Annotated in this window: 19 protein-coding genes, 1 tRNA gene, 1 pseudogene and 1 riboswitch; of the genes and pseudogenes, 17 read left to right on the top strand and 4 right to left on the bottom strand. The window is 38.5% G+C overall.

Annotated elements, in window-relative coordinates; all coding sequences use genetic code 11:
* Positions 1–15: 15 nt before the first annotated feature.
* The 4 genes and pseudogenes from TZ90_RS04610 to TZ90_RS09905 form a co-directional block, all read left to right on the top strand.
* Positions 16–567, top strand: a complete 552-nt coding sequence (locus TZ90_RS04610) for a GNAT family N-acetyltransferase (protein WP_045611734.1) — start codon at positions 16–18, stop codon at positions 565–567.
* Positions 560–1,837, top strand: a complete 1,278-nt coding sequence (gene spxR, locus TZ90_RS04605) for a CBS-HotDog domain-containing transcription factor SpxR (protein ID WP_004254268.1) — start codon at positions 560–562, stop codon at positions 1,835–1,837. The genes TZ90_RS04610 and spxR overlap by 8 nt, the downstream gene beginning before the upstream one ends.
* A gap of 15 nt (positions 1,838–1,852) precedes the next feature.
* The gene (locus tag TZ90_RS04600; RefSeq protein ID WP_004254270.1) at positions 1,853–2,713 is read left to right on the top strand and encodes a methionyl aminopeptidase; all 861 of its coding nucleotides are present in this window, start codon (positions 1,853–1,855) and stop codon (positions 2,711–2,713) included.
* A 258-nt stretch (positions 2,714–2,971) separates the two neighbouring features.
* A pseudogene (locus tag TZ90_RS09905) lies at positions 2,972–3,229 on the top strand (nucleotidyl transferase family protein); the annotation flags it as partial.
* Between the two features lie 53 nt (positions 3,230–3,282).
* On the opposite strand, the gene TZ90_RS04595 reads toward TZ90_RS09905, so the two are convergent.
* On the bottom strand, positions 3,283–4,131 hold the full coding sequence (locus TZ90_RS04595; protein WP_045611733.1) for a YitT family protein: 849 nt from the start codon (positions 4,129–4,131) through the stop codon (positions 3,283–3,285).
* 140 nt (positions 4,132–4,271) lie between these two features.
* Here TZ90_RS04595 and TZ90_RS04590 point away from each other — a divergent pair, with 140 nt between their 5' ends.
* The 8 genes from TZ90_RS04590 (at position 4,272) to TZ90_RS10640 (ending at position 16,450) form a co-directional block, all read left to right on the top strand.
* Positions 4,272–5,111: a DegV family protein gene (locus TZ90_RS04590; RefSeq protein ID WP_045611731.1), complete on the top strand. Its 840-nt coding sequence runs from the start codon at positions 4,272–4,274 to the stop codon at positions 5,109–5,111.
* A 107-nt stretch (positions 5,112–5,218) separates the two neighbouring features.
* On the top strand, positions 5,219–5,494 hold the full coding sequence (locus tag TZ90_RS04585) for an HU family DNA-binding protein (RefSeq protein WP_001284642.1): 276 nt from the start codon (positions 5,219–5,221) through the stop codon (positions 5,492–5,494).
* Positions 5,495–5,706: 212 nt separating this feature from the next.
* Complete coding sequence (ccdA2, locus tag TZ90_RS04580) at positions 5,707–6,414, top strand: thiol-disulfide oxidoreductase-associated membrane protein CcdA2 (protein WP_025171153.1); 708 nt, start codon at positions 5,707–5,709, stop codon at positions 6,412–6,414.
* 10 nt (positions 6,415–6,424) lie between these two features.
* Positions 6,425–6,991, top strand: coding sequence for a thiol-disulfide oxidoreductase-associated lipoprotein SdbB (gene sdbB, locus TZ90_RS04575; protein WP_045611730.1), 567 nt, complete (start codon positions 6,425–6,427; stop codon positions 6,989–6,991).
* A gap of 121 nt (positions 6,992–7,112) precedes the next feature.
* Positions 7,113–8,504, top strand: coding sequence for an APC family permease (locus tag TZ90_RS04570; protein ID WP_001020315.1), 1,392 nt, complete (start codon positions 7,113–7,115; stop codon positions 8,502–8,504).
* 142 nt (positions 8,505–8,646) lie between these two features.
* Positions 8,647–9,564 carry a zinc-binding lipoprotein AdcAII gene (gene adcAII, locus TZ90_RS04565; RefSeq protein ID WP_045611728.1) on the top strand — a complete coding sequence of 306 codons (918 nt, stop codon included), beginning with the start codon at positions 8,647–8,649 and terminating at the stop codon, positions 9,562–9,564.
* Positions 9,565–9,571: 7 nt separating this feature from the next.
* Complete coding sequence (locus TZ90_RS04560; protein WP_045611727.1) at positions 9,572–12,697, top strand: pneumococcal-type histidine triad protein; 3,126 nt, start codon at positions 9,572–9,574, stop codon at positions 12,695–12,697.
* Positions 12,698–12,907: 210 nt separating this feature from the next.
* On the top strand, positions 12,908–16,450 hold the full coding sequence (locus TZ90_RS10640) for a pneumococcal-type histidine triad protein (protein ID WP_045611726.1): 3,543 nt from the start codon (positions 12,908–12,910) through the stop codon (positions 16,448–16,450).
* Between the two features lie 35 nt (positions 16,451–16,485).
* Here TZ90_RS10640 and pepT read toward each other — a convergent pair whose 3' ends face one another.
* Positions 16,486–17,709, bottom strand: a complete 1,224-nt coding sequence (gene pepT, locus TZ90_RS04550; protein ID WP_045611725.1) for a peptidase T — start codon at positions 17,707–17,709, stop codon at positions 16,486–16,488.
* 153 nt (positions 17,710–17,862) lie between these two features.
* Here pepT and hemH point away from each other — a divergent pair, with 153 nt between their 5' ends.
* Complete coding sequence (gene hemH / locus TZ90_RS04545) at positions 17,863–18,957, top strand: ferrochelatase (protein WP_045611723.1); 1,095 nt, start codon at positions 17,863–17,865, stop codon at positions 18,955–18,957.
* Positions 18,958–18,998: 41 nt separating this feature from the next.
* Here hemH and mscL read toward each other — a convergent pair whose 3' ends face one another.
* Both mscL and TZ90_RS04535 read right to left on the bottom strand, forming a co-directional pair.
* Complete coding sequence (mscL, locus tag TZ90_RS04540; protein WP_000910199.1) at positions 18,999–19,379, bottom strand: large conductance mechanosensitive channel protein MscL; 381 nt, start codon at positions 19,377–19,379, stop codon at positions 18,999–19,001.
* A gap of 82 nt (positions 19,380–19,461) precedes the next feature.
* Positions 19,462–19,893 (bottom strand): GtrA family protein, encoded by a 432-nt coding sequence (locus tag TZ90_RS04535; RefSeq protein ID WP_000746186.1) that lies wholly within the window; start codon positions 19,891–19,893, stop codon positions 19,462–19,464.
* Between the two features lie 28 nt (positions 19,894–19,921).
* Positions 19,922–20,018: riboswitch (PreQ1 riboswitch) on the top strand.
* On the opposite strand from TZ90_RS04535, the gene TZ90_RS04530 reads away from it, so the two are divergent.
* The 4 genes from TZ90_RS04530 to dapA all read left to right on the top strand — a co-directional run bounded on the left by TZ90_RS04530 (position 20,016) and on the right by dapA (position 23,145).
* Positions 20,016–20,525 (top strand): QueT transporter family protein, encoded by a 510-nt coding sequence (locus TZ90_RS04530; protein ID WP_000737072.1) that lies wholly within the window; start codon positions 20,016–20,018, stop codon positions 20,523–20,525. Its footprint overlaps the riboswitch before it by 3 nt.
* A 99-nt stretch (positions 20,526–20,624) precedes the next feature.
* A tRNA-Thr gene (locus TZ90_RS04525) sits at positions 20,625–20,697 on the top strand.
* A 379-nt stretch (positions 20,698–21,076) separates the two neighbouring features.
* Positions 21,077–22,153 (top strand): aspartate-semialdehyde dehydrogenase, encoded by a 1,077-nt coding sequence (locus TZ90_RS04520; protein WP_000542462.1) that lies wholly within the window; start codon positions 21,077–21,079, stop codon positions 22,151–22,153.
* A 56-nt stretch (positions 22,154–22,209) separates the two neighbouring features.
* Positions 22,210–23,145, top strand: coding sequence for a 4-hydroxy-tetrahydrodipicolinate synthase (gene dapA, locus TZ90_RS04515; protein ID WP_004254315.1), 936 nt, complete (start codon positions 22,210–22,212; stop codon positions 23,143–23,145).
* Positions 23,146–23,159 lie beyond the last annotated feature (14 nt).

Raw genomic sequence — 23,159 nt, 5'->3', positions numbered from 1 at the left:
ACCGTAGGGGTGTTTATGAATATTTGGACCAAATTAGCAATGTTTTCTTTTTTTGAAACGGATCGCTTGTATTTGCGTCCTTTCTTTTTTAGTGATAGTCAAGACTTCCATGAGATAGCTTCAAATCCAGAAAATTTACAATTCATTTTTCCAAGTCAAGCTAGTTTGGAAGAAAGTCAATATGCATTAGCGAATTACTTTATGAAGTCCCCTTTGGGAGTGTGGGCAATTTGTGACCAGAAAAATCAACAAATGATTGGTTCTATTAAATTTGAGAAGTTAGATGAAATCAAAAAAGAAGCTGAGCTTGGCTATTTTTTGAGAAAAGATGCTTGGTCGCAAGGATTTATGACAGAGGTTGTTAGAAAAATTTGTCAGCTTTCTTTTGAGGAATTTGGTTTAAAACAATTAGCCATCATTACTCATCTTGAAAATGAAGCTAGCCAAAAGGTTGCTCTAAAGTCTGGATTCCGTTTGACTCGTCAGTTTAAAGGAAGTGATCGCTACACAAGAAAAATGCGGGATTATCTTGAATTTCGGTATGTAAAAGGAGAATTCAATGAGTAAACATCAGGAAATTCTAAGCTATTTGGAAGAATTACCTGTCGGAAAGAGGGTCAGTGTTCGAAGCATTTCCAACCATCTAGGAGTCAGTGATGGAACGGCTTATCGGGCTATTAAAGAAGCTGAAAATCGTGGAATTGTAGAGACTCGTCCAAGAAGTGGTACTATCCGTGTCAAATCTCAGAAAGTTGCTATCGAAAGATTAACTTTTGCTGAAATTGCTGAAGTGACTTCTTCTGAGGTTCTGTCTGGTCAAGAAGGTTTAGATAGAGAATTTAGTAAGTTCTCTATCGGTGCCATGACTGAACAAAATATCCTGTCCTACCTTCATGATGGGGGACTCTTGATTGTCGGAGACCGTACTCGTATCCAACTGTTAGCACTTGAAAATGAAAATGCTGTTCTTGTGACAGGAGGATTTCATGTTCATGATGACGTGCTTAAACTGGCCAATCAAAAAGGAATTCCTGTTTTAAGAAGCAAACATGACACTTTCACTGTCGCGACCATGATCAATAAAGCCTTATCAAATGTCCAAATCAAGACTGATATTCTGACAGTTGAGAAACTTTACCGTCCGAGTCATGAATATGGTTTTCTGAGAGAGACAGACACTGTTAAAGATTATTTGGATTTGGTACGTAAGAATCGTAGCAGCCGTTTCCCTGTTATCAATCAACATCAGGTTGTTGTTGGGGTTGTTACTATGAGAGATGCGGGAGATAAGTCACCAAGTACCACAATTGATAAAGTCATGTCTCGTAGTCTATTTTTGGTTGGATTATCGACAAATATTGCCAATGTGAGTCAACGGATGATTGCTGAAGACTTTGAAATGGTACCGGTTGTTCGAAATAATCAAACCTTGCTTGGGGTTGTAACCAGACGAGATGTCATGGAGAAGATGAGTCGTTCCCAAGTTTCTGCTCTACCTACTTTTTCTGAGCAGATTGGTCAAAAACTTTCTTATCACCATGATGAAGTAGTGATTACAGTGGAACCCTTTATGCTAGAGAAGAACGGTGTTTTGGCTAATGGTGTATTGGCAGAAATTCTGACCCACATGACTCAAGATTTAGTTGTGAATAGTGGTCGCAATCTTATTATTGAGCAGATGCTAATCTACTTTTTGCAGGCTGTTCAGATAGATGATATATTGCGCATTCAAGCACGCATTATCCATCATACGAGACGGTCAGCTATTATTGATTACGATATTTATCATGGTCATCAGATTGTTTCAAAAGCAAATGTGACTGTTAAAATTAATTAGAAACTAGGAGAAAAAATGATAACATTAAAATCAGCTCGTGAAATCGAAGCTATGGATAAGGCCGGTGATTTTCTAGCAAGTATTCATATAGGCTTGCGTGATTTGGTTAAGCCAGGCGTAGATATGTGGGAAGTTGAAGAATACGTTCGCCGTCGTTGTAAAGAAGAAAATTTCCTTCCGCTTCAGATTGGAGTTGACGGTGCTATGATGGACTATCCTTATGCTACCTGCTGCTCTTTAAACGATGAAGTAGCTCACGCTTTCCCTCGTCACTATATTTTGAAAGATGGTGATTTGCTCAAGGTTGATATGGTTTTGGGAGGCCCAATTGCTAAATCTGACCTGAATGTCTCAAAATTAAACTTCAACAATGTGGATCAAATGAAGAAATACACTCAGAGCTATTCTGGTGGTCTAGCAGACTCTTGTTGGGCTTATGCTGTCGGTACACCGTCCGAAGAAGTGAAAAACTTGATGGATGTAACTAAAGAAGCCATGTACAAGGGGATTGAGCAGGCTGTTGTTGGAAACCGTATCGGTGATATTGGAGCAGCGATTCAAGAATACGCTGAAAGTCGTGGATACGGTGTAGTGCGTGATTTGGTTGGTCATGGTGTTGGCCCAACCATGCACGAAGAACCAATGGTTCCTAACTATGGTATTGCAGGTCGAGGACTCCGTCTTCGTGAAGGAATGGTCTTGACTATTGAACCAATGATCAATACAGGTGACTGGGAAATCGATACAGATATGAAGACCGGTTGGGCGCATAAAACCATTGACGGTGGACTGTCATGCCAATATGAACACCAATTTGTCATTACGAAAGATGGACCTGTTATCTTGACTAGCCAAGGTGAAGAAGGGACTTATTAATAAAAAGTGAAAAGGCTGCTGGAAGTTCATTTCTAAAGAATCCACTAGATCTTTTCATATTAAATAAACGCATTGTATCATGTTTTTAAGTGCCTGATATAATGCGTTTTTCTGGTTTTAAAATTCTTACCTCAATATCTTGTACATTATTATCATTTCAAAAAATGAATTTTCTACACTGTTACACTTCAGGTAAAAAATATGTTTCAGATTTTCTATAAAAACCACAAAGATATTGGCAAACTATCTGATAAATAATTATTTCGTGTTGCCAACAAGGCTGCGATGAAGCATTTATTGCCTATCGTAGTCATGACCTTTAATGAATCTTTAAAGATTGCTTTAGAGCCTTATCATTCGGAATTGTTTTTACATATTTTGAACTCTACTGAACGTGAAAGAAAGTAAAACCGAGAGGGTGTAGAGGAATTATATCTTCTTGATTTTAGTAGTCAATTCGATACTCTCACGACAGAAGATTTAAAGGATTACTTTGATGGAGAAATTATCATTGTTTCACGTTATTATTGTAGATTCTAAAAGAAATCAATTCAGTACATTACCTCTTTTTATTCTTTTTCAAAAGTAAAGCCTTCGCCAAGGATTTCGTGAGCTTCTGTAATAGTTATAAAGGCTTGAGGATCAATTCGATGAATCATTTCCTTCATTTTCACAATTTCATTTCTTCCGACAATACAGTAAATTATTTTTAAATCTTCTCGACTATAATAACCTTGACCTGAGATGAAAGTAACGCCTCTTCCTAGGTCATCATTAATCGCCTTAGCAAGTTGGTCAGGACGTTTTGTGATAATCATAAATCCTTTACCTGCATAGCCACCTTCGCCGATCAAATCAATAACACGAGAAACGATAAAATCAAATAAGAGCGTGTAGGTAACTAATCTCAGATCCTTAAAGATTAGGAGAATAAGCATGAGAATACAAAAATCTAAGATAAAAAGCAGTTTTCCCATAGATATATGAGTGTATTTATTGATAATACGAGCTACAATATCAGTTCCACCAGTTGTACCTCCAGCATTAAAGATAATTCCAAGACCAATTCCCAATAGAATTCCAGCTATAAGGGCAGTGATTAGTAAATCACCTTGAAGCTCAATATGAAGGGGAATACGTTCAAAAAAGGCCAACCAGGCGGACAAGGCTACGGTTCCTAGCAAACTAGAATAGAGGGACTTTGCTCCAAAAATCTTCCAAGCTAGTATGAAAAGGGGAATATTAATCAGCAGGTTCATGAGAGAAACAGGGATTTTAAAAAGATAAAAGGTGATAAGGGTAATACCTGTCGCCCCTCCTTCAAAGAGATGATGAGGAACTACAAAATAAGTTAGACCAAAAGCATAGATAGCAGCACCTAGTAAAATGGTTAAAATGGGATAAATTTTTTTAATCATAGGGACCTCTTTTCTTATAAGTAGATTATATCAAATTTTTAAGGAAAATTTGAATGACTCCATTAGGATTTTTAATCTTTTTTTGATATAATTAAAAGTAAGAAAACCAATCTGAATCCTAAAATAGAAAGATTGATACTATGACAAAAATTAAGATTGTAACCGATTCATCTGTTACTATTGAACCTGAACTAGTAAAACAATTAGATATCACTGTTGTTCCGTTATCTGTAATGATTGATAATGTTGTTTATTCTGATGCGGATTTGAAAGAAGAAGGTAAATTTCTTCAGTTGATGCAAGCAAGTAAGAATCTCCCGAAAACAAGCCAGCCCCCTGTAGGTGTCTTCGCTGAAGTTTTTGAAGACCTATGCAAGGATGGTAGCCAGATTCTTGCTATTCATATGTCCCATGCTCTTTCTGGTACTGTAGAAGCAGCGCGACAGGGTGCTAGTTTATCTACTGCCGACGTGACAGTTATTGATAGTTCCTTCACTGACCAAGCCCTGAAATTCCAGGTTGTTGAGGCTGCGAAGTTAGCACAAGAAGGAAAAGATATGGATGCAATTTTATCTCATATAGAAGAGGTAAAAAAACACACAGAACTCTATATTGGTGTTTCTACTTTGGAAAATCTTGTCAAAGGTGGACGAATTGGCCGTGTAACTGGATTGTTGAGCTCCCTTCTCAATATACGTGTTGTCATGCAGATGAAAGACCATGAATTGCAGCCAATCGTAAAAGGGCGTGGAGCTAAAACTTTTAAAAAATGGTTGGATGAGCTGACAAGTTCGCTAACTGAACGTTCTGTAGCAGAGATTGGAATTTCATATTCTGGTAGTGCTGATTGGGCAAAAGAGATGAAAGAAAGCTTACAAGCTTATGTTGAAAAGCCTATTTCAGTTTTGGAAACGGGCTCTATTATTCAAACTCACACGGGTGAGAACGCTTGGGCTATTTTAGTACGTTACTACTCTTAAAAAAATAAATAAAATGGGAAGAAATAGCGTTTTTAACTTGACCTAAAAGGGATTTTAGGATATGATTATAATTGTTAATTAGAAATTAAATTGGAGGAATCATTAACATGGCAAACAAACAAGATTTGATCGCTAAAGTAGCAGAAGCTACAGAATTGACTAAGAAAGACTCAGCAGCAGCAGTTGAAGCTGTATTCTCAGCAGTAGCTGACTACCTTGCAGCTGGTGAAAAAGTTCAATTGATCGGTTTTGGTAACTTTGAAGTTCGTGAGCGTGCTGCACGTAAAGGTCGCAACCCACAAACTGGTAAAGAAATCACAATTGCAGCTTCTAAAGTACCAGCATTCAAAGCTGGTAAAGCTCTTAAAGACGCTGTTAAATAATCAACCTTTAAAAAGCCTATTGTATCAAGTTTTCTAGCTTGAGCAGTAGGCTTTTTTGTGTATAGGGAGGCAAAAAAGGGCCAGAATCTGAATGAACTAGTACCGGAAAATCTTTCAAATACAGACTAATTCAAATTGCGTAGCAGAAATCATACAAATGAAATTGATTATAGTAAAATAGGATTAGAATTATTAAGAAAGTTGGTTCTTTATTGGAAACGATAGTATTTTCAATCTCCGTTTTTTTAGCAGGGATCTTGTCCTTCTTTTCCCCTTGCATTTTTCCTCTGTTACCTGTTTATACTGGAATTTTGCTGGATGATCAGGAAAGCGCAAAAAGCTTTTCTTTGTTTGGGAGAAAGGTTGCCTGGTCAGGTCTGATTCGAACTCTTTGCTTTATCGCAGGCATTTCACTCATTTTCTTTATTCTAGGATTCGGTGCTGGTTACTTTGGTAATATTCTCTACACCAATTGGTTTCGATATACCATGGGAACAATTATTATCATTTTAGGCCTTCACCAGATGGAAATTTTTCATTTTAAGAAATTAGAGGTTCAAAAAAGCTTTACTTTTAAGAAATCAGAAGCCAATCGTTATTGGTCAGCCTTTTTACTCGGTATTACTTTTAGCTTTGGTTGGACGCCTTGTATTGGTCCAGTTTTAAGTTCTGTTTTAGCGCTTGCGGCTTCTGGAGGCAATGGTGCTTGGCAAGGAGCTATCTATACTCTTATTTACACTCTAGGGATGGCTATTCCTTTCTTGGTTTTGGCTCTAGCTTCTGGTGTAGTGATGCCTTATTTTAGTAAAATCAAACGTCATATGATGTTACTGAAGAAAATTGGTGGTTTGCTCATTATTTTAATGGGAATTTTGTTACTATTAGGACAAGTAAATGTTCTAGCTGGAATTTTTGAATAAAGGAGAACAAATGAAAAAAGTAATGTTTGCTGGCTTAAGCCTCTTGTCATTGGTTGTATTGATGGCTTGTGGTGAGGAAGAGCCTAAAAAGACTCAAGCACCAGAACAAACCCCAAAACAACAGCAACAAACGACTGTACAACAAATTGCTGTTGGAAAAGAGGCTCCAGACTTTACCTTGCAATCAATGGATGGCAAAGAAGTCAAGTTATCTGATTATAAGGGTAAAAAAGTCTACTTGAAGTTTTGGGCTTCATGGTGTGGTCCATGTAAGAAAAGCATGCCTGAGTTGATGGAATTAGCTGCAAAACCAGATCGCGATTTCGAAATTCTTAGTGTTATTGCACCAGGAATTCAAGGTGAAAAAACTGTAGAGCAATTCCCACAATGGTTCCAAGATCAAGGTTATAAGGATATCCCAGTTCTTTATGACACAAAAGCAACAACCTTCCAAGCTTATCAAATCCGAAGCATTCCTACAGAATACTTGATTGATAGTCAAGGAAAGATTGGAAAGATTCAATTTGGTGTTATCAGCAACTCGGATGCAGAAGCAGCCTTTAAAGAAATGAAATAGAATCGATAAAAATCTGATTACAAGATGTAGTCAGATTTTTTTAGGAAAATGTTTTATAAATATTCACAAATATCCTATATTTATGGTAAAATAGAATCATCATTTTATTTTGGAGTCAAAGATGAATATATTTAGAACAAAAAATGTTAGTTTGGATAAAACGGAGATGCACAGGCATTTGAAGTTATGGGATTTGATTTTGCTGGGTATCGGAGCCATGGTAGGGACAGGTGTCTTTACAATAACAGGTACTGCAGCCGCAACTCTAGCGGGTCCAGCCCTAGTGATTTCAATCGTCATTTCTGCCTTGTGTGTAGGATTATCAGCCCTCTTTTTTGCAGAATTTGCTTCACGAGTACCCGCTACAGGTGGTGCCTACAGCTATCTCTATGCTATTTTAGGAGAATTCCCAGCTTGGTTGGCTGGTTGGTTAACCATGATGGAATTCATGACAGCCATATCTGGTGTGGCTTCGGGTTGGGCAGCTTATTTTAAAGGCTTGCTCTCTCAATATGGGATAGCCCTTCCTCAGGCTTTAAATGGTACCTTTAATCCTCAAGCAGGGACATTTGTTGATTTATTGCCTATTCTTGTCTTGGTATTGGTGACCTCACTTGTTTTACTCAATGCTAAAGCAGCATTACGTTTTAATTCTATTCTAGTGATTTTGAAATTTTCCGCTTTAGCTCTCTTTATTTTGGTGGGAATTTGGCATATCAAGCTTGATAATTGGAGCAATTTTGCTCCTTATGGTTTTGGACAAATCTATGGTGCTAGTACTGGTATTATGGCTGGTGCGTCCTTAATGTTCTTTGGATTTTTAGGCTTCGAATCCATCTCTATGGCTGTAGATGAGGTCAAGACTCCTCAAAAAAATATTCCTAGAGGGATTGTCTTATCGCTTTCTATCGTAACCATTCTTTATGCCTTGGTGACGCTTGTCTTAACTGGTGTGGTCCATTATAGCCATCTAAATGTCGACGATGCCGTTGCCTTTGCCCTTCGTAGCGTTGGGATCAGTTGGGCAGCCAACTATGTATCATTAGTTGCTATCTTAACCTTGATTACGGTTTGTATCTCAATGACTTATGCCCTATCTCGTATGATTTACAGTTTAGCGCGTGACGGATTGATGCCTGCCGCCTTTAAAGAATTAACAAAGACTAGCAAGGTACCAAAGAATGCTACTATCTTGACCGGTCTAGCTTCAGCAGTAGCAGCAGGAATGTTCCCTCTTGCTAGTATCGCAGCCTTCTTAAATATTTGTACCTTGGCCTACTTGATCATGCTGGCTTATGGTCTGATTCGCTTACGGAAAGAAAAAGGAATGCCCAAAGCTGGAGAATTTAAAACACCATTGGTACCTCTGTTACCGATTTTATCAATCATCATTTGTTTATCCTTTATGTTGCAGTATAATATGGAAACTTGGATTGCTTTCCTAGTTGCATTGTTAGTAGGAAGTATTATTTACTTTACTTATGGTTATAAGCATTCTACCATAGAAGAATAAAGTGAGAATCTGTTGAGTTATTGGAACTTAGCAGATTTTTATATGTGAAAGAAATTTCAAATTTTTTCTAAAAATAGCTTGACAGATTAAATTTTTAGGAGTAGAATGTTTACCAGTTAATTAAATAGTTAAGGGGTTGTTTATGAAAAAACAGAGTTTATTTTTAGTATTGTTAAGTATCTTTCTTTTGTGTTTAGGGGCTTGTGGCCAAAAGGAAAGTCAGACTGGGAAAGGGATGAAAATTGTGACCAGTTTTTATCCTATCTACGCTATGGTCAAGGAAGTATCTGGTGACTTGAATGATGTTCGGATGATTCAGTCAAGTAGTGGAATTCACTCCTTTGAACCTTCGGCAAATGATATCGCAGCTATCTATGATGCAGATGTCTTTGTTTACCATTCTCATACGCTCGAATCTTGGGCAGGAAGTCTAGATCCCAATCTTAAAAAATCCAAAGTGAAGGTTTTAGAGGCTTCAGAGGGAATGACTTTAGACCGCGTCCCAGGGCTAGAAGATGTGGAAGCAGGGGACGGAGTTGATGAAAAAACGCTCTATGATCCTCACACTTGGCTAGATCCTGAAAAAGCTGGTGAAGAAGCCCAGATTATCGCTGATAAACTTTCAGAGGTGGATAGTGAACATAAAGAAACTTATCAAAAAAATGCGGAAACCTTTATCAAAAACGCTCAGGAACTAACTAAGAAATTCCAACCTAAATTTGAAAAAGCGAGTCAGAAGACTTTTGTAACACAACATACAGCCTTTTCTTATCTAGCTAAGAGATTTGGACTTAATCAACTTGGAATCGCTGGTATCTCTCCAGAACAAGAACCAAGTCCAAGACAACTAACAGAAATTCAGGAATTTGTTAAGACCTATAAGGTTAAAACGATTTTTACAGAAAGTAATGCTTCTTCAAAAGTAGCTGAAACTCTTGTCAAATCAACAGGTGTGGGTCTTAAAACTCTGAATCCTTTAGAGGCAGACCCACAAAATGACAAGACCTATCTAGAAAATCTTGAAGAAAATATGAGTGTTTTAGCAGAAGAATTGAAATGAGGAGATTATGAAAATCAATAAAAAATATGTAGCGGGTTCGGTGGCAGTCCTTGCCATAAGCGTTTGTTCCTATGAACTTGGTCGTTACCAAGCTGGTCAAGTTAAGAAAGATTCTAATCGAGTAGCTTATATAGATGGTGATCAGGCTGGTCAAAAAGCAGAGAACTTGACACCAGATGAAGTTAGTAAGAGAGAGGGAATCAACGCCGAACAAATTGTTATCAAGATTACGGATCAAGGTTATGTGACCTCTCATGGAGATCATTATCATTACTATAATGGCAAGGTTCCTTATGACGCTATCATCAGTGAAGAACTGCTGATGAAAGATCCAAATTATCAGTTGAAGGATTCAGACATTGTCAATGAAATCAAGGGTGGTTATGTAATTAAGGTAGACGGTAAATACTATGTTTACCTCAAGGATGCCGCCCATGCGGACAATATTCGTACAAAAGAAGAGATTAAACGTCAGAAACAGGAACATAGTAGTAATCACGGGGGTGGTTCTAACGATCAGGCAGTTGTTGCAGCCAGAGCCCAAGGACGCTACACAACGGATGATGGGTATATCTTCAATGCATCTGATATCATTGAGGACACGGGTGATGCCTATATCGTTCCTCATGGCAATCACTTCCACTATATTCCGAAGAGTGATTTGTCTGCCAGTGAATTAGCTGCTGCCCAAGCCTTCTTATCTGGGAAAGGTGGCCAATTAAGTACGGTTGAATATCGTTCAAGTAGAGCTGAAACAAGATCTAGTGTGAGAATGAGTCAATCTGAGGCTCCTCAAGATTCTGCCAAAGCTCCTGAAAGTCAAAGTGAGGATTTAGCTAGTCTCCTTCAAGAATTATACGCTTTGCCACTTAGCCAACGTCATGTGGAGTCTGATGGATTAGTATTTGACCCAGCACAGATTACAAAACGTACTGCCAATGGTGTGGCAGTTCCTCACGGAGATCATTTCCATTTCATTCCTTATTCGCAAATGTCTGCCTTGGAAGAAAAATTGGCTCGAAATCTACCAATTGGAGGTCAGCCAGTTCAAAGTCATTCTGACAATACGAAACCAAGCAGTCTTGAGAAAACAAGTTCAACACCAAGTTCAACCATTAAACCAAACTTTAATCTCAATACGCCGGCACCGAATCGAGCAACTGGAGGTGCCTATACAACGGATGATGGGTATGTCTTTAGTCCGACAGATGTGATTGAAGATACAGGTGACGCTTTTGTTGTACCGCACGGCAATCATTTCCACTATATACCTAAGAGTGATTTGTCTGCAGGAGAATTGGCTGCTGCCCAAGCTTATTGGAATGGTAAACAGTCTCATTCTGCTACAAGTTCAAGTAAACCAAGTAGTGATAATGCTAAACCAGTCCAACCAAGTTTGACAGAGACTCCAAACCTGACTGTCACCCCAACATATCATCAAAATCAAGGGGAAGATATCCCAACACTTTTAAGTGAATTGTATGCCAAACCTTTATCAGAACGCCATGTGGAATCTGATGGATTAGTCTTTGATCCGGCACAAATCATCAAACGTACAGCTAACGGTGTTGCTGTGCCTCACGGAGACCATTATCACTTTATTCCTTATTCACAAATGTCACCTTTGGAAGAAAAATTGGCTCGTATGGTAGCTGTCAAGGGACAAAATGGCAGTGTCTTGCCAAGTGTTACTCCTCTGAAGCCAGCCCCTACTACCAAACCTTTAGCACCAGTGGAAAATAAACCGACAGAATTTGATGTCAACCAGGTTGTTAGAAAAGTTGGCGACGGATATATTGTCGAGAATAAGGACGTTAGTCGTTATGTTCTAGCTAAAGATTTGGCCAAGGATAAGATTGATGCTATTGAAAATCTCTTGTCTAAGAAAACTCAAGAAACACACGATTTAGTTGCGAAGAAAGAAAATGTCGCTCCTCGTGACCAAGAATTTTATGATAAAGCATATAATTTATTGGCCGAGGCTCATAAAGCCTTGTCTGAAAATAAGGGTCGTACTTCTGATTTCCAAGCCTTAGACAAATTAGCGGAACGCTTGAATGATGAATCTTCTAATAAAGGAAAATTAGTAGATGATTTATTAGCATTCCTAGCACCAATTACCCATCCAGAACGTCTTGGTAAGCCAAATTCTCAAATTGCTTATGCAGACGATGAAATTAAATTAGCGAAATTAGCAGGTAAGTATACAACAGAGGATGGCTATATCTTTGACACTCGTGATATTACCAGTGATGAGGGAGATGCTTATGTAACACCTCATATGACCCATAGCCATTGGATTAAGAAAGAGAGTTTGTCTGAAGCTGAAAGAGCAGCAGCTCAGGCTTATGCTAAAGAGAAAGGTTTGACGCCTCCTTCAACAGATAATCAGGGTTCAGGAAATACTGAGGTTAAAGGAGTAGAAGCAATCTATAATAAAGTGAAAGCAGCTAAAAAGGTTCCACTTGATCATATTCCTTACAATCTACAACATACTGTTGAAGTTAAAAATGGTAGCTTAATTATACCTCATTACGACCATTACCATAACATTAAATTTGGGTGGTTTGACGAAGGACTTTATGAGGCACCTAAAGGCTATAGTTTAGAGGATCTCTTTGCGACTGTAAAATACTATGTAGAACATCCAAACGAACGTCCGCATTCAGATAATGGATGGGGAAACGCAAGTGACCATGTTCGTAAAAATAAGGCAGACAAAGACAGTAAATCTGATGAAGATAAGGAAGATCATCATGAATCAGACGAGTCAACCCGTCCTGAATCCAATGGAAAAGAAAATCATACAGGTTCAACCCCTTCAGCAGATAATCTGTATAAACCAAGCACCGATACGGAAGAGACAGAGGAAGAAGCTGAAGATACTACAGATGAGGATAAAGTTCCTCAAGTAGAGACTGAAAAAGTAGAAGCCAAACTCAAAGAAGTAGAAGCTCTACTTGATACAGTAACCGATGCTAGTTTGAAAGACAATGTGGCAGAGAGTCTAGCTGGTTTACGAAATAACTTGAACCTGCAAACCATGGATAATAATGGCATTATGGCAGAAGCAGAAAAATTGCTTGCTTTGTTAAAAGGTAGTGAGTCAGTTACGACGAAATCAGAAGTATAAACTTTATACTATAAATCAAAATGATGTAAGAGTCAGTAGCAATACTGGCTTTTATTTTTTAAAATGATATAAAAATCTTGACAGATAAACTTAAAAAAGGTAAACTATTTACTGGTTAATTAATTGGTTAAATAACCAGTTTAGAAAAACTGTTTAACCGAGAAAAAGAAGTTAAGAAATAGCTTCATCATTTATTGAAATGAGGGATTTATGAAATTCAGTAAAAAATATATAGCAGCTGGATCAGCTGTTATCGTATCCTTGAGTCTTTGCGCCTATGCACTGAACCAGCATCGCTCGCAGGAAAATAAGGACAATAATCGTGTCTCTTATGTGGATGGTAGCCAGTCAAGTCAGAAAACTGAAAACCTGAAACCAGATCAGGTCAGTCAAAAAGAAGGAATTCAGGCTGAGCAAATTGTTATCAAAATTACAGATCAGGGCTATGTGACGTCACACGGTGATCACTATCATTACTATGATGGGAAAGTTCCTTATGATGCGATTTTCAGTGAAGAACTTTTGATGAAGGATGCTAATTATCAACTTAAAGATGCTGATATTGTCAATGAAGTCAAGGGTGGTTATATCATCAAGGTCGATGGAAAATATTATGTCTACCTGAAAGATACAGCTCATGCTGATAATGTTCGAACCAAGGATGAAATCAATCGTCAAAAACAAGAACATGTCAAAGATAATGAGAAGGTCGGCGCTGATGTTGCTGTAGCAAGGTCTCAGGGACGCTATACAACAGATGATGGTTATGTCTTTAATCCAGCTGATATTATTGAAGATACTGGTGATGCTTATATCGTTCCTCACGGAGGTCACTACCACTATATTCCAAAAAGTGATTTGTCTGCTAGTGAGTTAGCAGCAGCAAAAGCTCATTTAGCTGGCAAAAATACGCAACCAAGTCAGCTAAGCTATTCTTCAACAGCTAGTGAGAATAATACTCAATCTACAGTGCAAGGATTAACTAGCAAGCCAGAAAGCAAAGTTGAAAATCTCCAAAGTCTATTGAAAGAACTCTACGATTCACCTAGCGACAAACGTTACAGTGAATCAGATGGCTTAGTCTTTGACCCTGCTAAGATTATCAGTCGTACACCAAATGGAGTTGCGATTCCGCATGGTGACCATTATCACTTTATTCCTTACAGCAAACTCTCTGCTTTAGAAGAAAAGATTGCTAGAATGGTGCCTATCGGTGGAACTGGTTCTACAGTTTCTACAAATGAAAAACCTCATGAAGTAGCGTCTAGTCTAGGAAGTCTTCCAAGTAATCCATCTATATTGAATAATGCTTCTTCAACGTTAAATAAGGAAATTCCTTCAACATCTGATGGTTATATCTTTAATCCTAAAGATATCGTTGAAGAAACAGCCACAGCTTATATCGTCAGACATGGTGATCATTTCCATTACATTCCTAAGGCGAATCAAATTGGTCAACCGACTCTTCCAAATAATGGTCTAACAACACCTTCGCCATCTCTTCCAGTCAATCCTAGTGTTTCACATGAGGAACATGAAGAAGGTGGACACGGCTTTGATGCCAATCGTATTATTGCTGAAGATGAAGCAGGATTTATCATGAGTCACGGCGACCACAATCATTACTTCTTCAAGAAGGATTTGACTGCTGATCAAATCAAGGCAGCGCAAGACCACTTGAAAGGGGCAAATACAGCAACACCAAGCCCATCCAATGATGAGCACGATGGCGATGATCATGACCACCATCATGATGAAGACCATGATCATGGTTTTGATGCCGATCGTGTCATCAGTGAGGATGATCAAGGCTTTGTCATGTCACACGGTGATCATAATCATTACTTCTTCAAGAAAGATTTGACAGCAGAGCAAATTAAGGCTGCACAAGACCATTTGAAAACACATCATGATGCGGAGCCTGTAAAACCTCTTGCTAAAACGGTAGAGTCTTTCTCAAGAGATGCTAGCGATGAAGAAAAGATTGCTTATATTTCTAAAACATACGGAGTTCCACTTGAAGCGATTAGAATTTCAAACGGATTCTTTGTCTTTGGAAATCCAGACCAAGCTTATGATCCAACTCATATCCATCCCTATGCTGTTCGTAAGGAACACGTTCGACTTCCACTCCAGACTGGCAATCCAGAACTTGATTTCCTAAACGAACTCTACACGACTGCTTTGAGAGATGGCGTGTCTCCGTATAGCTTACAGGTAGAAAATGGTAGTTTTGTGATTCCTCATGGCGACCATAATCACTACATCAAGGTTCAAACTAAGGGATATGAAGTGGCTTTGAAAAACAAGATTCCAGCCCTGCAATCCAATTATCAACCTGGAGCTTTTGATGAGAAGGCAGTCTTGGCAAAAGTAGATCAACTTCTAGCTGATAGCAGAAGTATCTACAAAGACAAGCCTATCGAACAAAGACAAATTGAGTTAGCCTTAGGTCAGTTTACTGAAAACATGAAGAAACTGGCAACTAACTCTACAGCAGGTTATCTTGCGACACTTGATCTTTTTGATAAGCAATATATCCATATTGATGAAAGTGTCAAACCTGTTGTAACCAGTGCTCTAGATAAGAAATATCAGGCCTTGATTGATAAAATCAATACACTGGATACAGACTCTTATGGACTTCCTAAGAAAGATCTTCTTGTTCGACTTCAAGAAGCTAAATTGGCAAAAGATGAGGCTGGTTTAGCAGCGGTTGAATCACAACTTCAAGCTCTTCAAGACTTTAATGATCGAACAGGTGTTACAACTGTAGAATACATCAAGTATTTCTACGAACACGTAAATGACGGTCGTTTGAGTGATGAACTTCGAAACAAAGTAGCTCAGTTGACTTGGACCTTGTATCAATCTCAATCCTTCCTTAAGGCAGCAGAATTGAACAAATTATTCCCAAGCATCTATCAGGCAAAACAAGAAGTGGAAGAAGCTTTGAAAGCTCAGCCAACTACTTCGAAATCAAGTCAGACAGTTCTAGATACTGAAAAAGTTGATAATCAAAGTGCCAAGACAGCTATTTATGGCTTCTTGAAAGAATTGTACGGAGACTTTATGCCTGAAGAGCATGTCAATCATGTTAGAAAGGAAGAAGTAGAAAGCCTCTTGAGCAAGGCAAATCAACTCTTGGAGCAAATCCAAGAAGAAGGAATCAGACAATCCTTGGCAGAAGAAGTAGAAAATCTCAAAGTTGCCACAAACAAGGCTGATGCAGACTTGGATGAAGTAAACAGTCAGGTAAAAGATGTCTTGACTCGTATCGCTAGCGCCCTTCAACAAGAGAAGGAAAATGCTGAGCAAGATCCTCAGACACTTGTACTCTATCAAAAACTTTACGATATCCTCATGTCACTTCACGCATATTTAGAAAACAATAAGGGTTCTGATGCGGACTTTGATAAGGTGGATGCTCTACTAGATCAACTTTCTGCTAAGAGTAAAGATAAGGCTGCTTTACTTGAATTGACAAAAGCTATTCTGGTCTTGAATCAAGAAATCAAGTCAAAATCAAGCGCAAGTGAAGAAACAACTCCAGCGACAAATGCTGAGTCAAATGGTGACAAGACAAGTACCGAAACTGAAACATCAGCAACTGCAGAATCAAATAGTGAAACTGCAAGCGACGAAAACAAACCAAGCAACACAACAGATTCTAAACCTGCTGAACCAGCTTCAGAAAAGGAAACAACAGAATCTACAACAAGTACTGGAAATCAAGAAAAACCAGCAGAATAAAAAGAAAGGCGAAGTAGCTAAGCTACCTCGTCTTTTTAGTCTTTATAAGCTACGATACCAATGATGGTATCAACTGCACGTTCCATAGTCTGAAGGCTGACGTATTCAAAACGTCCATGCATATTTTCTCCACCCGCAAAGATATTAGGAGTTGGGATTCCCATAAAGGAAATCTTAGAGCCGTCTGTCCCTCCACGGATTGGTTCGATTATAGGAGTAATCCCCAAATCTTCCATAACTGCTTTGGCAATGGTAATTGGAGTCATATCTTTTTCAATGACTTCTTTCATATTGTAGTACTGGTCTGTCAAGTTTAGGGTGACACGGTCGCTACCAAGTATTTGATTCATCTTATCAGCGATAGATTGCATGGCTGCTTTACGCGCTTCAAAGGCATCTTTTTCAAAATCACGAATGATGTAGCTTGCACGCGCCTCCTCGACACTACCTGTCACATCCATTAGATGGTAGAAGCCTTGGTAACCTTCAGTTAACTCAGGTCTGTCATTCTCTGGAAGTTGATTGTGAAAATCAATTGCTAACTGAAGGGCGTTGACCATTTGCCCTTTGGCAGTACCAGGGTGGACATTGCGTCCTTGGAAATGCAATTCAGCACCCGCTGCTGAAAAGGTCTCGTACTGAAGTTCACCTAGTGGGCCACCATCAACTGTGTAGGCAAAATCAACATCAAAATCTTCTGCATCAAATTTATTAGCACCAACACCGATTTCTTCATCTGGACCAAAACCAACACGAATCTCACAGTGTTTGATTTCAGGGTGAGCAGTTAGATATTCAATAGCAGTCATAATTTCAGCAATCCCTGACTTGTCATCAGCTCCTAGCAAGGTTGTTCCATCTGTTGTGATGAGCGTTTGTCCTGTATATTTCTCAAGACTCTTAAAGTCAGCTGGATCGAGTTTGAAACCAGAATTTCCAAGTTCAATCACACCACCATCGTAGTTTTCAATTACCTGGGGATTAACTCCTTCGGCATTAAAGTCAGCAGTATCCATGTGAGATATAAAGCCAATTTTTCGTGTTAAAGATGGATCATTGGCTGGCAAGGTCCCAATTGCAAAACCATTTGGTAGATAATAAACATTTTGTAATCCAACACGTTTCATTTCAGGAATAAGAACATTTGTAGCAAAATCTACCTGACTCTGCGTACTTGGAGTAGTAGTAGAGTGTTCATCAGAGCGCGTATTGACCTTAACGTAGGTTAAGAAGCGGTCCAAGAGATTGGGATAAGTCATAAAAAACTCCTTTTGAATTCATTTTTTCCATTGTATCATAGAAATGAGAGAAAAACAAAAGACAGAAGTTAGGGAAATTCGCTATGTTGGCGTTTACTTATTAATGGATAAATGATAAAATAAACTTGATAAAAATATCACAAGGAAGCGATTATGAAAAAAGCAATTTTAATGATGACTTTCGGTTCGCCAGAAGAGATTACCTTTGAAGGTGTGGCTGATTTTTTCACAAATATTCGTCGTGGAGTGAGACCTCAAGACCACGAAATTCAAACTCTCTATGATAATTATGTACGAATTGGCGGCACGCCTCTGCAAAAAATTACGCGTGAAGAGGTTGCCTTGGTAGAGGCTAGGCTGGGAAATGAGTATAGTGTTTATTTTGCTAATAAGTTTTCCAGTCCCTTTATTCCAAATGTGATTGGTCAGATGGAAGCAGACGGCATTGAACAGTGTATTTGCTTGATTTTGGAGCCCCATTATTCTTTCTACTCTGTCATGGGTTATGAGAAATTTTTAGAAAGCAAGCAAATTCAATTTTTAGTCATTAAGGACTGGTATCAAGAAGAAGCGCTATTAAACTATTGGGCAGATGAAATTGGTAAAATTTTAAAAGAAGAAGTAAAGCAGGATAGCTTTAAAGTCATCTTTTCAGCCCACAGTGTGCCCATTTTTGCCTTGGATTTTGGTGACCCATATATTGACCAAATTTTTGAAAATAGCAAGCTTGTCGCTGAAAAACTAGGTTTGAGTTCTGAGCAATATACTAACACTTGGCAAAGTGAAAGTGATATCGGGATTCCATGGATTAAGCCAGATGTCTTAGAGTATCTCAGAGAACGGAAAGAACATCCAGACCATTATATTTTTGTTCCTATCAGCTTCATTAGCGAGCATATTGAAGTCTTGTTTGACAATGATGTGGAATGTTATGACTTATGTCAGGAATTTGGTGTAAACTACCATCGTCCACCAATGCCAAATACAGATTCTCGTTTGATTGATGCCTTGGTTAATACAGTCAGAGCTAATGAGGACAAAGAGTTTAAGGAATTTCTCCCAGAAGAAGAAACCTTTGATGAGTTAGTTCCTTCAGATGAGACGAAAAATATCTTGGCCGAATCTCAAGATTTACAAATGCCAGAATTTGTGAAAAAATTGATTGAGAAAAAAGGTCGGGAAAATGTTAAGATGCCTTATCTTATTAAGAAAATGCTTGAGAAAGCAGGTAAGTTACCAAAAGAGTAAAGAAAAAAGGATTTAGCTTTGCGCTAGATCCTTTTAATCGATTATTTTTTCTCAAGAAGAGCTTTGATTTCTTGAAGTACTTCCAATTCAGTTGGTCCAGCTGGAGCTTCTTCAACAGTTTCTTCTTTCTTAGTAAGGCTTTGGGCTTTTTCCATAGCTTTAATAACGAAGAAGAGAACAGTACCTACAACAAGGAAGTTGATAATAGCACTCAAGAATTTACCATATGTAACACCATTCCATGCAAGCTCAGCGATATTTTGTACTTTCGCAGCTTCCAAGGCTGGGTTCAATAGTAGAGGAGTGATGATATCGTTAACGAATGAAGTTACGATAGCACCAAAAGCAGAGGCAATAATCACACCGACAGCAAGGTCAACAACATTACCACGAAGCAAAAATGCTTTAAGATCTTTTAACATTTTCATAATTCCTTTCCAAAATTTTTACTCTTGATTATATATTAATTAAGAAGTTCTTGCAAGCAATATGCTTAATTTTTTCTTATTTTTTAAAAATAAATACCTTACTAAAAATATAATTGAGGATAATTATCAAGAATTGTGAAATAACGGTTTCAATACTATTAACCTTGTCTATATTATTATTTACAAATTGTCCGATAATATTAGGAAACTGTGTCACAAAGAAAAATGTTAAAAACATGTCTAAAAGAAAAGTAGAAAGACGTGCTAGAGTAAATTTTACTAAACGGCTTGGCCAATTCTGCCTAACTTGCTTAAATACAAGTCTATCATTTGTAAAAAAGGCAAAGAGGATACCGATACTATTTGCTAGTCCAGTAGCAAGCAGTTCTTTATGGGTTAATTGATAAATGACTAATCGGGATAGAATGGAGACAAGAGTAGTTGCTACACCAAAAAAGAGATAGGCTAAGAGCTCATTCTCGAAGAGACTTTGAATGCGTTTTTTCATACTTTTAGTATAGCATAAAGCAAGTTATTGTGCTATACTAGTAAGGTTGATTGAATCAACCCTTGGTGCTTAGCTTCTTTCACCAAGCATATTACACGCGGGCAACCGCCAAAGGAGAAAAGATGAAAAAATTAACTATTCGTGATGTTGCAGATATTGCAATCGTTGCTGCTATCTATGTCGTTTTAACTGTCACACCACCCCTAAATGCCATTAGCTACGGTGCTTATCAGTTCCGTATTTCAGAAATGATGAACTTTATGGCTTTTTACAATCCAAAGTACATTATCGGAGTTACTATCGGTTGTATGATTGCTAATTTCTTTAGCTTCGGACTGCTAGATGTCTTTGTTGGTGGTGGATCAACTCTAGTATTCCTTAGTCTAGGTGTTTGGCTTTTTGCAAAATACAGCAAAGATTACCTCTTTAATGGATTAATTCGAAAAGATCATTTCTTCTTTTCAATCCTCTTTTCAATTTCCATGTTTACTATCGCTGCAGAGTTGAATATCGTAGCGCAATTACCATTTTTCCTTACTTGGTTCACAACAGGGATTGGTGAATTTGCCTCATTAATTATTGGTGCGATTATCATTGGTAAAATTGGTCGTCGAATTGATTTAAGCAAATAGACGAAGAGAAGCTAGGTGGCTCTTACCTGGCTTTTTCTTATGGAAAATTTCTAAGGAAACTTGACAAGTTTTTCTAACTATAGTATACTTCTTAAGTAAGCTGATTTAGCTCAGTTGGCAGAGCGCATCCATGGTAAGGATGAGGTCGCCGGTTCAATCCCGGCAATTAGCATGATATTTACAGAGAAACTCTTGAACACAAGAGTTTTTTTCTTATGCTCGCGAGAAAAAATTCTGACTTTTGTATAATAAAAGTCATCCTGCAAAAATTTTTTATTGACAAAATCACTTATTTCTAGTAATATAATAGGCGCGATGAGTCGATAGGTAGTCTTCGGGCTACTATTGAGCATAAGGAGGTCATAACGCAGGAGCGGACCTTGATGAGTTGTGTGAACCTGCTCATCACATGAAGATGCCTCTTAGTCCCTGGTCTAACGACTGGGGATTTTTATTTTCCAAAATTGATGAAAAAGCTTTGCAATTCATGGAAAAAGTAGTATAATACATCTATTATAGAAATTTTTAGAAAATTCCGAAAGAGGTTATTTATGGGATATACAGTTGCTGTAGTCGGCGCGACAGGTGCTGTCGGAGCTCAGATGATAAAAATGTTGGAAGAATCAACACTTCCAATTGATAAAATTCGTTTACTTGCTTCTGCACGTTCAGCAGGCAAGACTTTGAAATTTAAAGATCAAGATATTACGATTGAAGAAACGACTGAAACAGCTTTTGAAGGAGTTGATATTGCTCTCTTTTCAGCAGGTGGTTCTACATCAGCTAAATATGCACCATACGCAGTTAAAGCTGGAGCGGTAGTAGTAGATAATACATCTTACTTCCGTCAAAATCCAGATGTTCCTTTGGTTGTTCCAGAGGTCAATGCTCACGCACTTGATGCCCACAACGGGATTATTGCTTGCCCTAACTGTTCAACAATCCAAATGATGGTGGCTCTTGAGCCAGTTCGCCAAAAATGGGGCTTGGACCGTATCATTGTTTCAACTTACCAAGCAGTTTCAGGTGCTGGTATGGGAGCAATTCTTGAGACACAACGTGAACTTCGTGAAGTCTTGAATGATGGAGTGAAACCACGTGATTTACATGCCGAAATCTTGCCTTCAGGTGGAGACAAGAAACATTATCCTATCGCCTTCAATGCTCTTCCACAAATCGATGTCTTCACTGACAATGATTACACTTACGAAGAGATGAAGATGACTAAGGAAACTAAGAAAATTATGGAAGATGATAGCATTGCAGTATCTGCAACGTGTGTGCGTATTCCAGTCTTGTCAGCTCACTCTGAGTCTGTTTACATCGAAACAAAAGAAGTGGCTCCAATCGAAGAAGTAAAAGCAGCTATCGCAGCTTTCCCAGGTGCTGTCCTTGAAGATGATGTGGCTCATCAAATCTATCCTCAAGCCATTAATGCAGTGGGTTCACGTGATACCTTTGTTGGTCGTATCCGTAAAGACTTGGATGCAGAAAAAGGAATTCACATGTGGGTTGTTTCAGATAACCTGCTCAAAGGTGCTGCTTGGAACTCAGTTCAGATTGCAGAAACTCTTCATGAACGTGGCTTGGTTCGTCCAACGGCCGAATTGAAATTTGAATTAAAATAGTCATATCGTTTAGGAGTTCAGATGAACTCCTTCTTTGAAATAGAGAGGTGTTTCTCATGTCTTATAAAGATTTAAAAGAGTGTAAAATCATCACAGCCTTTATTACCCCCTTCCATGAGGATGGTTCCATCAATTTTGATGCCATTCCAGCCTTGATTGAGCATTTGTTGGCGCATCATACAGACGGAATTCTCCTTGCAGGGACCACTGCTGAGAGTCCAACCTTGACCCACGATGAAGAGTTGGAACTGTTTGCGGCTGTACAAAAGATTGTCAATGGACGTGTGCCTTTGATTGCGGGTGTGGGTACCAATGATACGCGTGACTCTATCGAGTTTGTCAAAGAAGTAGCAGAATTTGGTGGTTTCGCAGCTGGGCTTGCTATTGTTCCTTACTACAACAAACCTTCTCAAGAAGGAATGTATCAGCATTTTAAGGCGATTGCAGATGCTTCTGACCTACCAATTATTATCTATAACATTCCAGGTCGTGTGGTTGTCGAATTAACTCCAGAAACTATGCTTCGCTTGGCTGACCATCCAAATATTATCGGTGTCAAAGAATGTACTAGCTTGGCTAATATGGCTTACTTGATTGAGCACAAACCTGAAGAATTCTTGATTTATACAGGTGAGGATGGAGATGCTTTCCATGCCATGAACCTTGGTGCGGATGGGGTTATTTCTGTTGCCTCTCATACAAATGGGGATGAAATGCACGAGATGTTTACTGCCATTGCAGAAAGCGATATGAAGAAAGCCGCAGCAATTCAGCGTAAATTCATTCCTAAGGTTAATGCCCTCTTCTCTTATCCAAGTCCTGCTCCAGTTAAAGCTGTTCTTAACTATATGGGATTTGAAGCTGGCCCAACACGCTTACCTCTAGTTCCAGCACCAGAAGAAGATGCCAAACGCATTATCAAAGTCGTCGTTGATGGCGACTACGAAGCAACTAAGGCAACTGTAACAGGTGTCCTAAGACCAGATTACTAAGAAAGATTAGAAAA

The sequence above is a fragment of the Streptococcus mitis genome (genome assembly GCF_000960005.1).
Taxonomy (GTDB): Bacteria; Bacillota; Bacilli; order Lactobacillales; family Streptococcaceae; genus Streptococcus; species Streptococcus mitis_CK.
The sequence above is the reverse complement of the archived record's forward strand: the minus strand, read 5'-3'. Positions and strand labels throughout refer to the sequence as shown.

Coding starts and splice junctions, on each gene's coding strand:
- adcAII (WP_045611728.1), top strand. CDS start 8,647: ATGAAAAAACAGAGTTTATTTTTAGTATTGTTAAGTATCTTTCTTTTG.
- hemH (WP_045611723.1), top strand. CDS start 17,863: ATGAAAAAAGCAATTTTAATGATGACTTTCGGTTCGCCAGAAGAGATT.
- TZ90_RS04610 (WP_045611734.1), top strand. CDS start 16: ATGAATATTTGGACCAAATTAGCAATGTTTTCTTTTTTTGAAACGGAT.
- TZ90_RS04520 (WP_000542462.1), top strand. CDS start 21,077: ATGGGATATACAGTTGCTGTAGTCGGCGCGACAGGTGCTGTCGGAGCT.
- TZ90_RS04600 (WP_004254270.1), top strand. CDS start 1,853: ATGATAACATTAAAATCAGCTCGTGAAATCGAAGCTATGGATAAGGCC.
- TZ90_RS04590 (WP_045611731.1), top strand. CDS start 4,272: ATGACAAAAATTAAGATTGTAACCGATTCATCTGTTACTATTGAACCT.
- dapA (WP_004254315.1), top strand. CDS start 22,210: ATGTCTTATAAAGATTTAAAAGAGTGTAAAATCATCACAGCCTTTATT.
- TZ90_RS04535 (WP_000746186.1), bottom strand. CDS start 19,893: ATGAAAAAACGCATTCAAAGTCTCTTCGAGAATGAGCTCTTAGCCTAT.
- TZ90_RS04530 (WP_000737072.1), top strand. CDS start 20,016: ATGAAAAAATTAACTATTCGTGATGTTGCAGATATTGCAATCGTTGCT.
- TZ90_RS04595 (WP_045611733.1), bottom strand. CDS start 4,131: ATGATTAAAAAAATTTATCCCATTTTAACCATTTTACTAGGTGCTGCT.
- mscL (WP_000910199.1), bottom strand. CDS start 19,379: ATGTTAAAAGATCTTAAAGCATTTTTGCTTCGTGGTAATGTTGTTGAC.
- TZ90_RS10640 (WP_045611726.1), top strand. CDS start 12,908: ATGAAATTCAGTAAAAAATATATAGCAGCTGGATCAGCTGTTATCGTA.
- TZ90_RS04570 (WP_001020315.1), top strand. CDS start 7,113: ATGAATATATTTAGAACAAAAAATGTTAGTTTGGATAAAACGGAGATG.
- pepT (WP_045611725.1), bottom strand. CDS start 17,709: ATGACTTATCCCAATCTCTTGGACCGCTTCTTAACCTACGTTAAGGTC.
- TZ90_RS04560 (WP_045611727.1), top strand. CDS start 9,572: ATGAAAATCAATAAAAAATATGTAGCGGGTTCGGTGGCAGTCCTTGCC.
- TZ90_RS04585 (WP_001284642.1), top strand. CDS start 5,219: ATGGCAAACAAACAAGATTTGATCGCTAAAGTAGCAGAAGCTACAGAA.
- sdbB (WP_045611730.1), top strand. CDS start 6,425: ATGAAAAAAGTAATGTTTGCTGGCTTAAGCCTCTTGTCATTGGTTGTA.
- spxR (WP_004254268.1), top strand. CDS start 560: ATGAGTAAACATCAGGAAATTCTAAGCTATTTGGAAGAATTACCTGTC.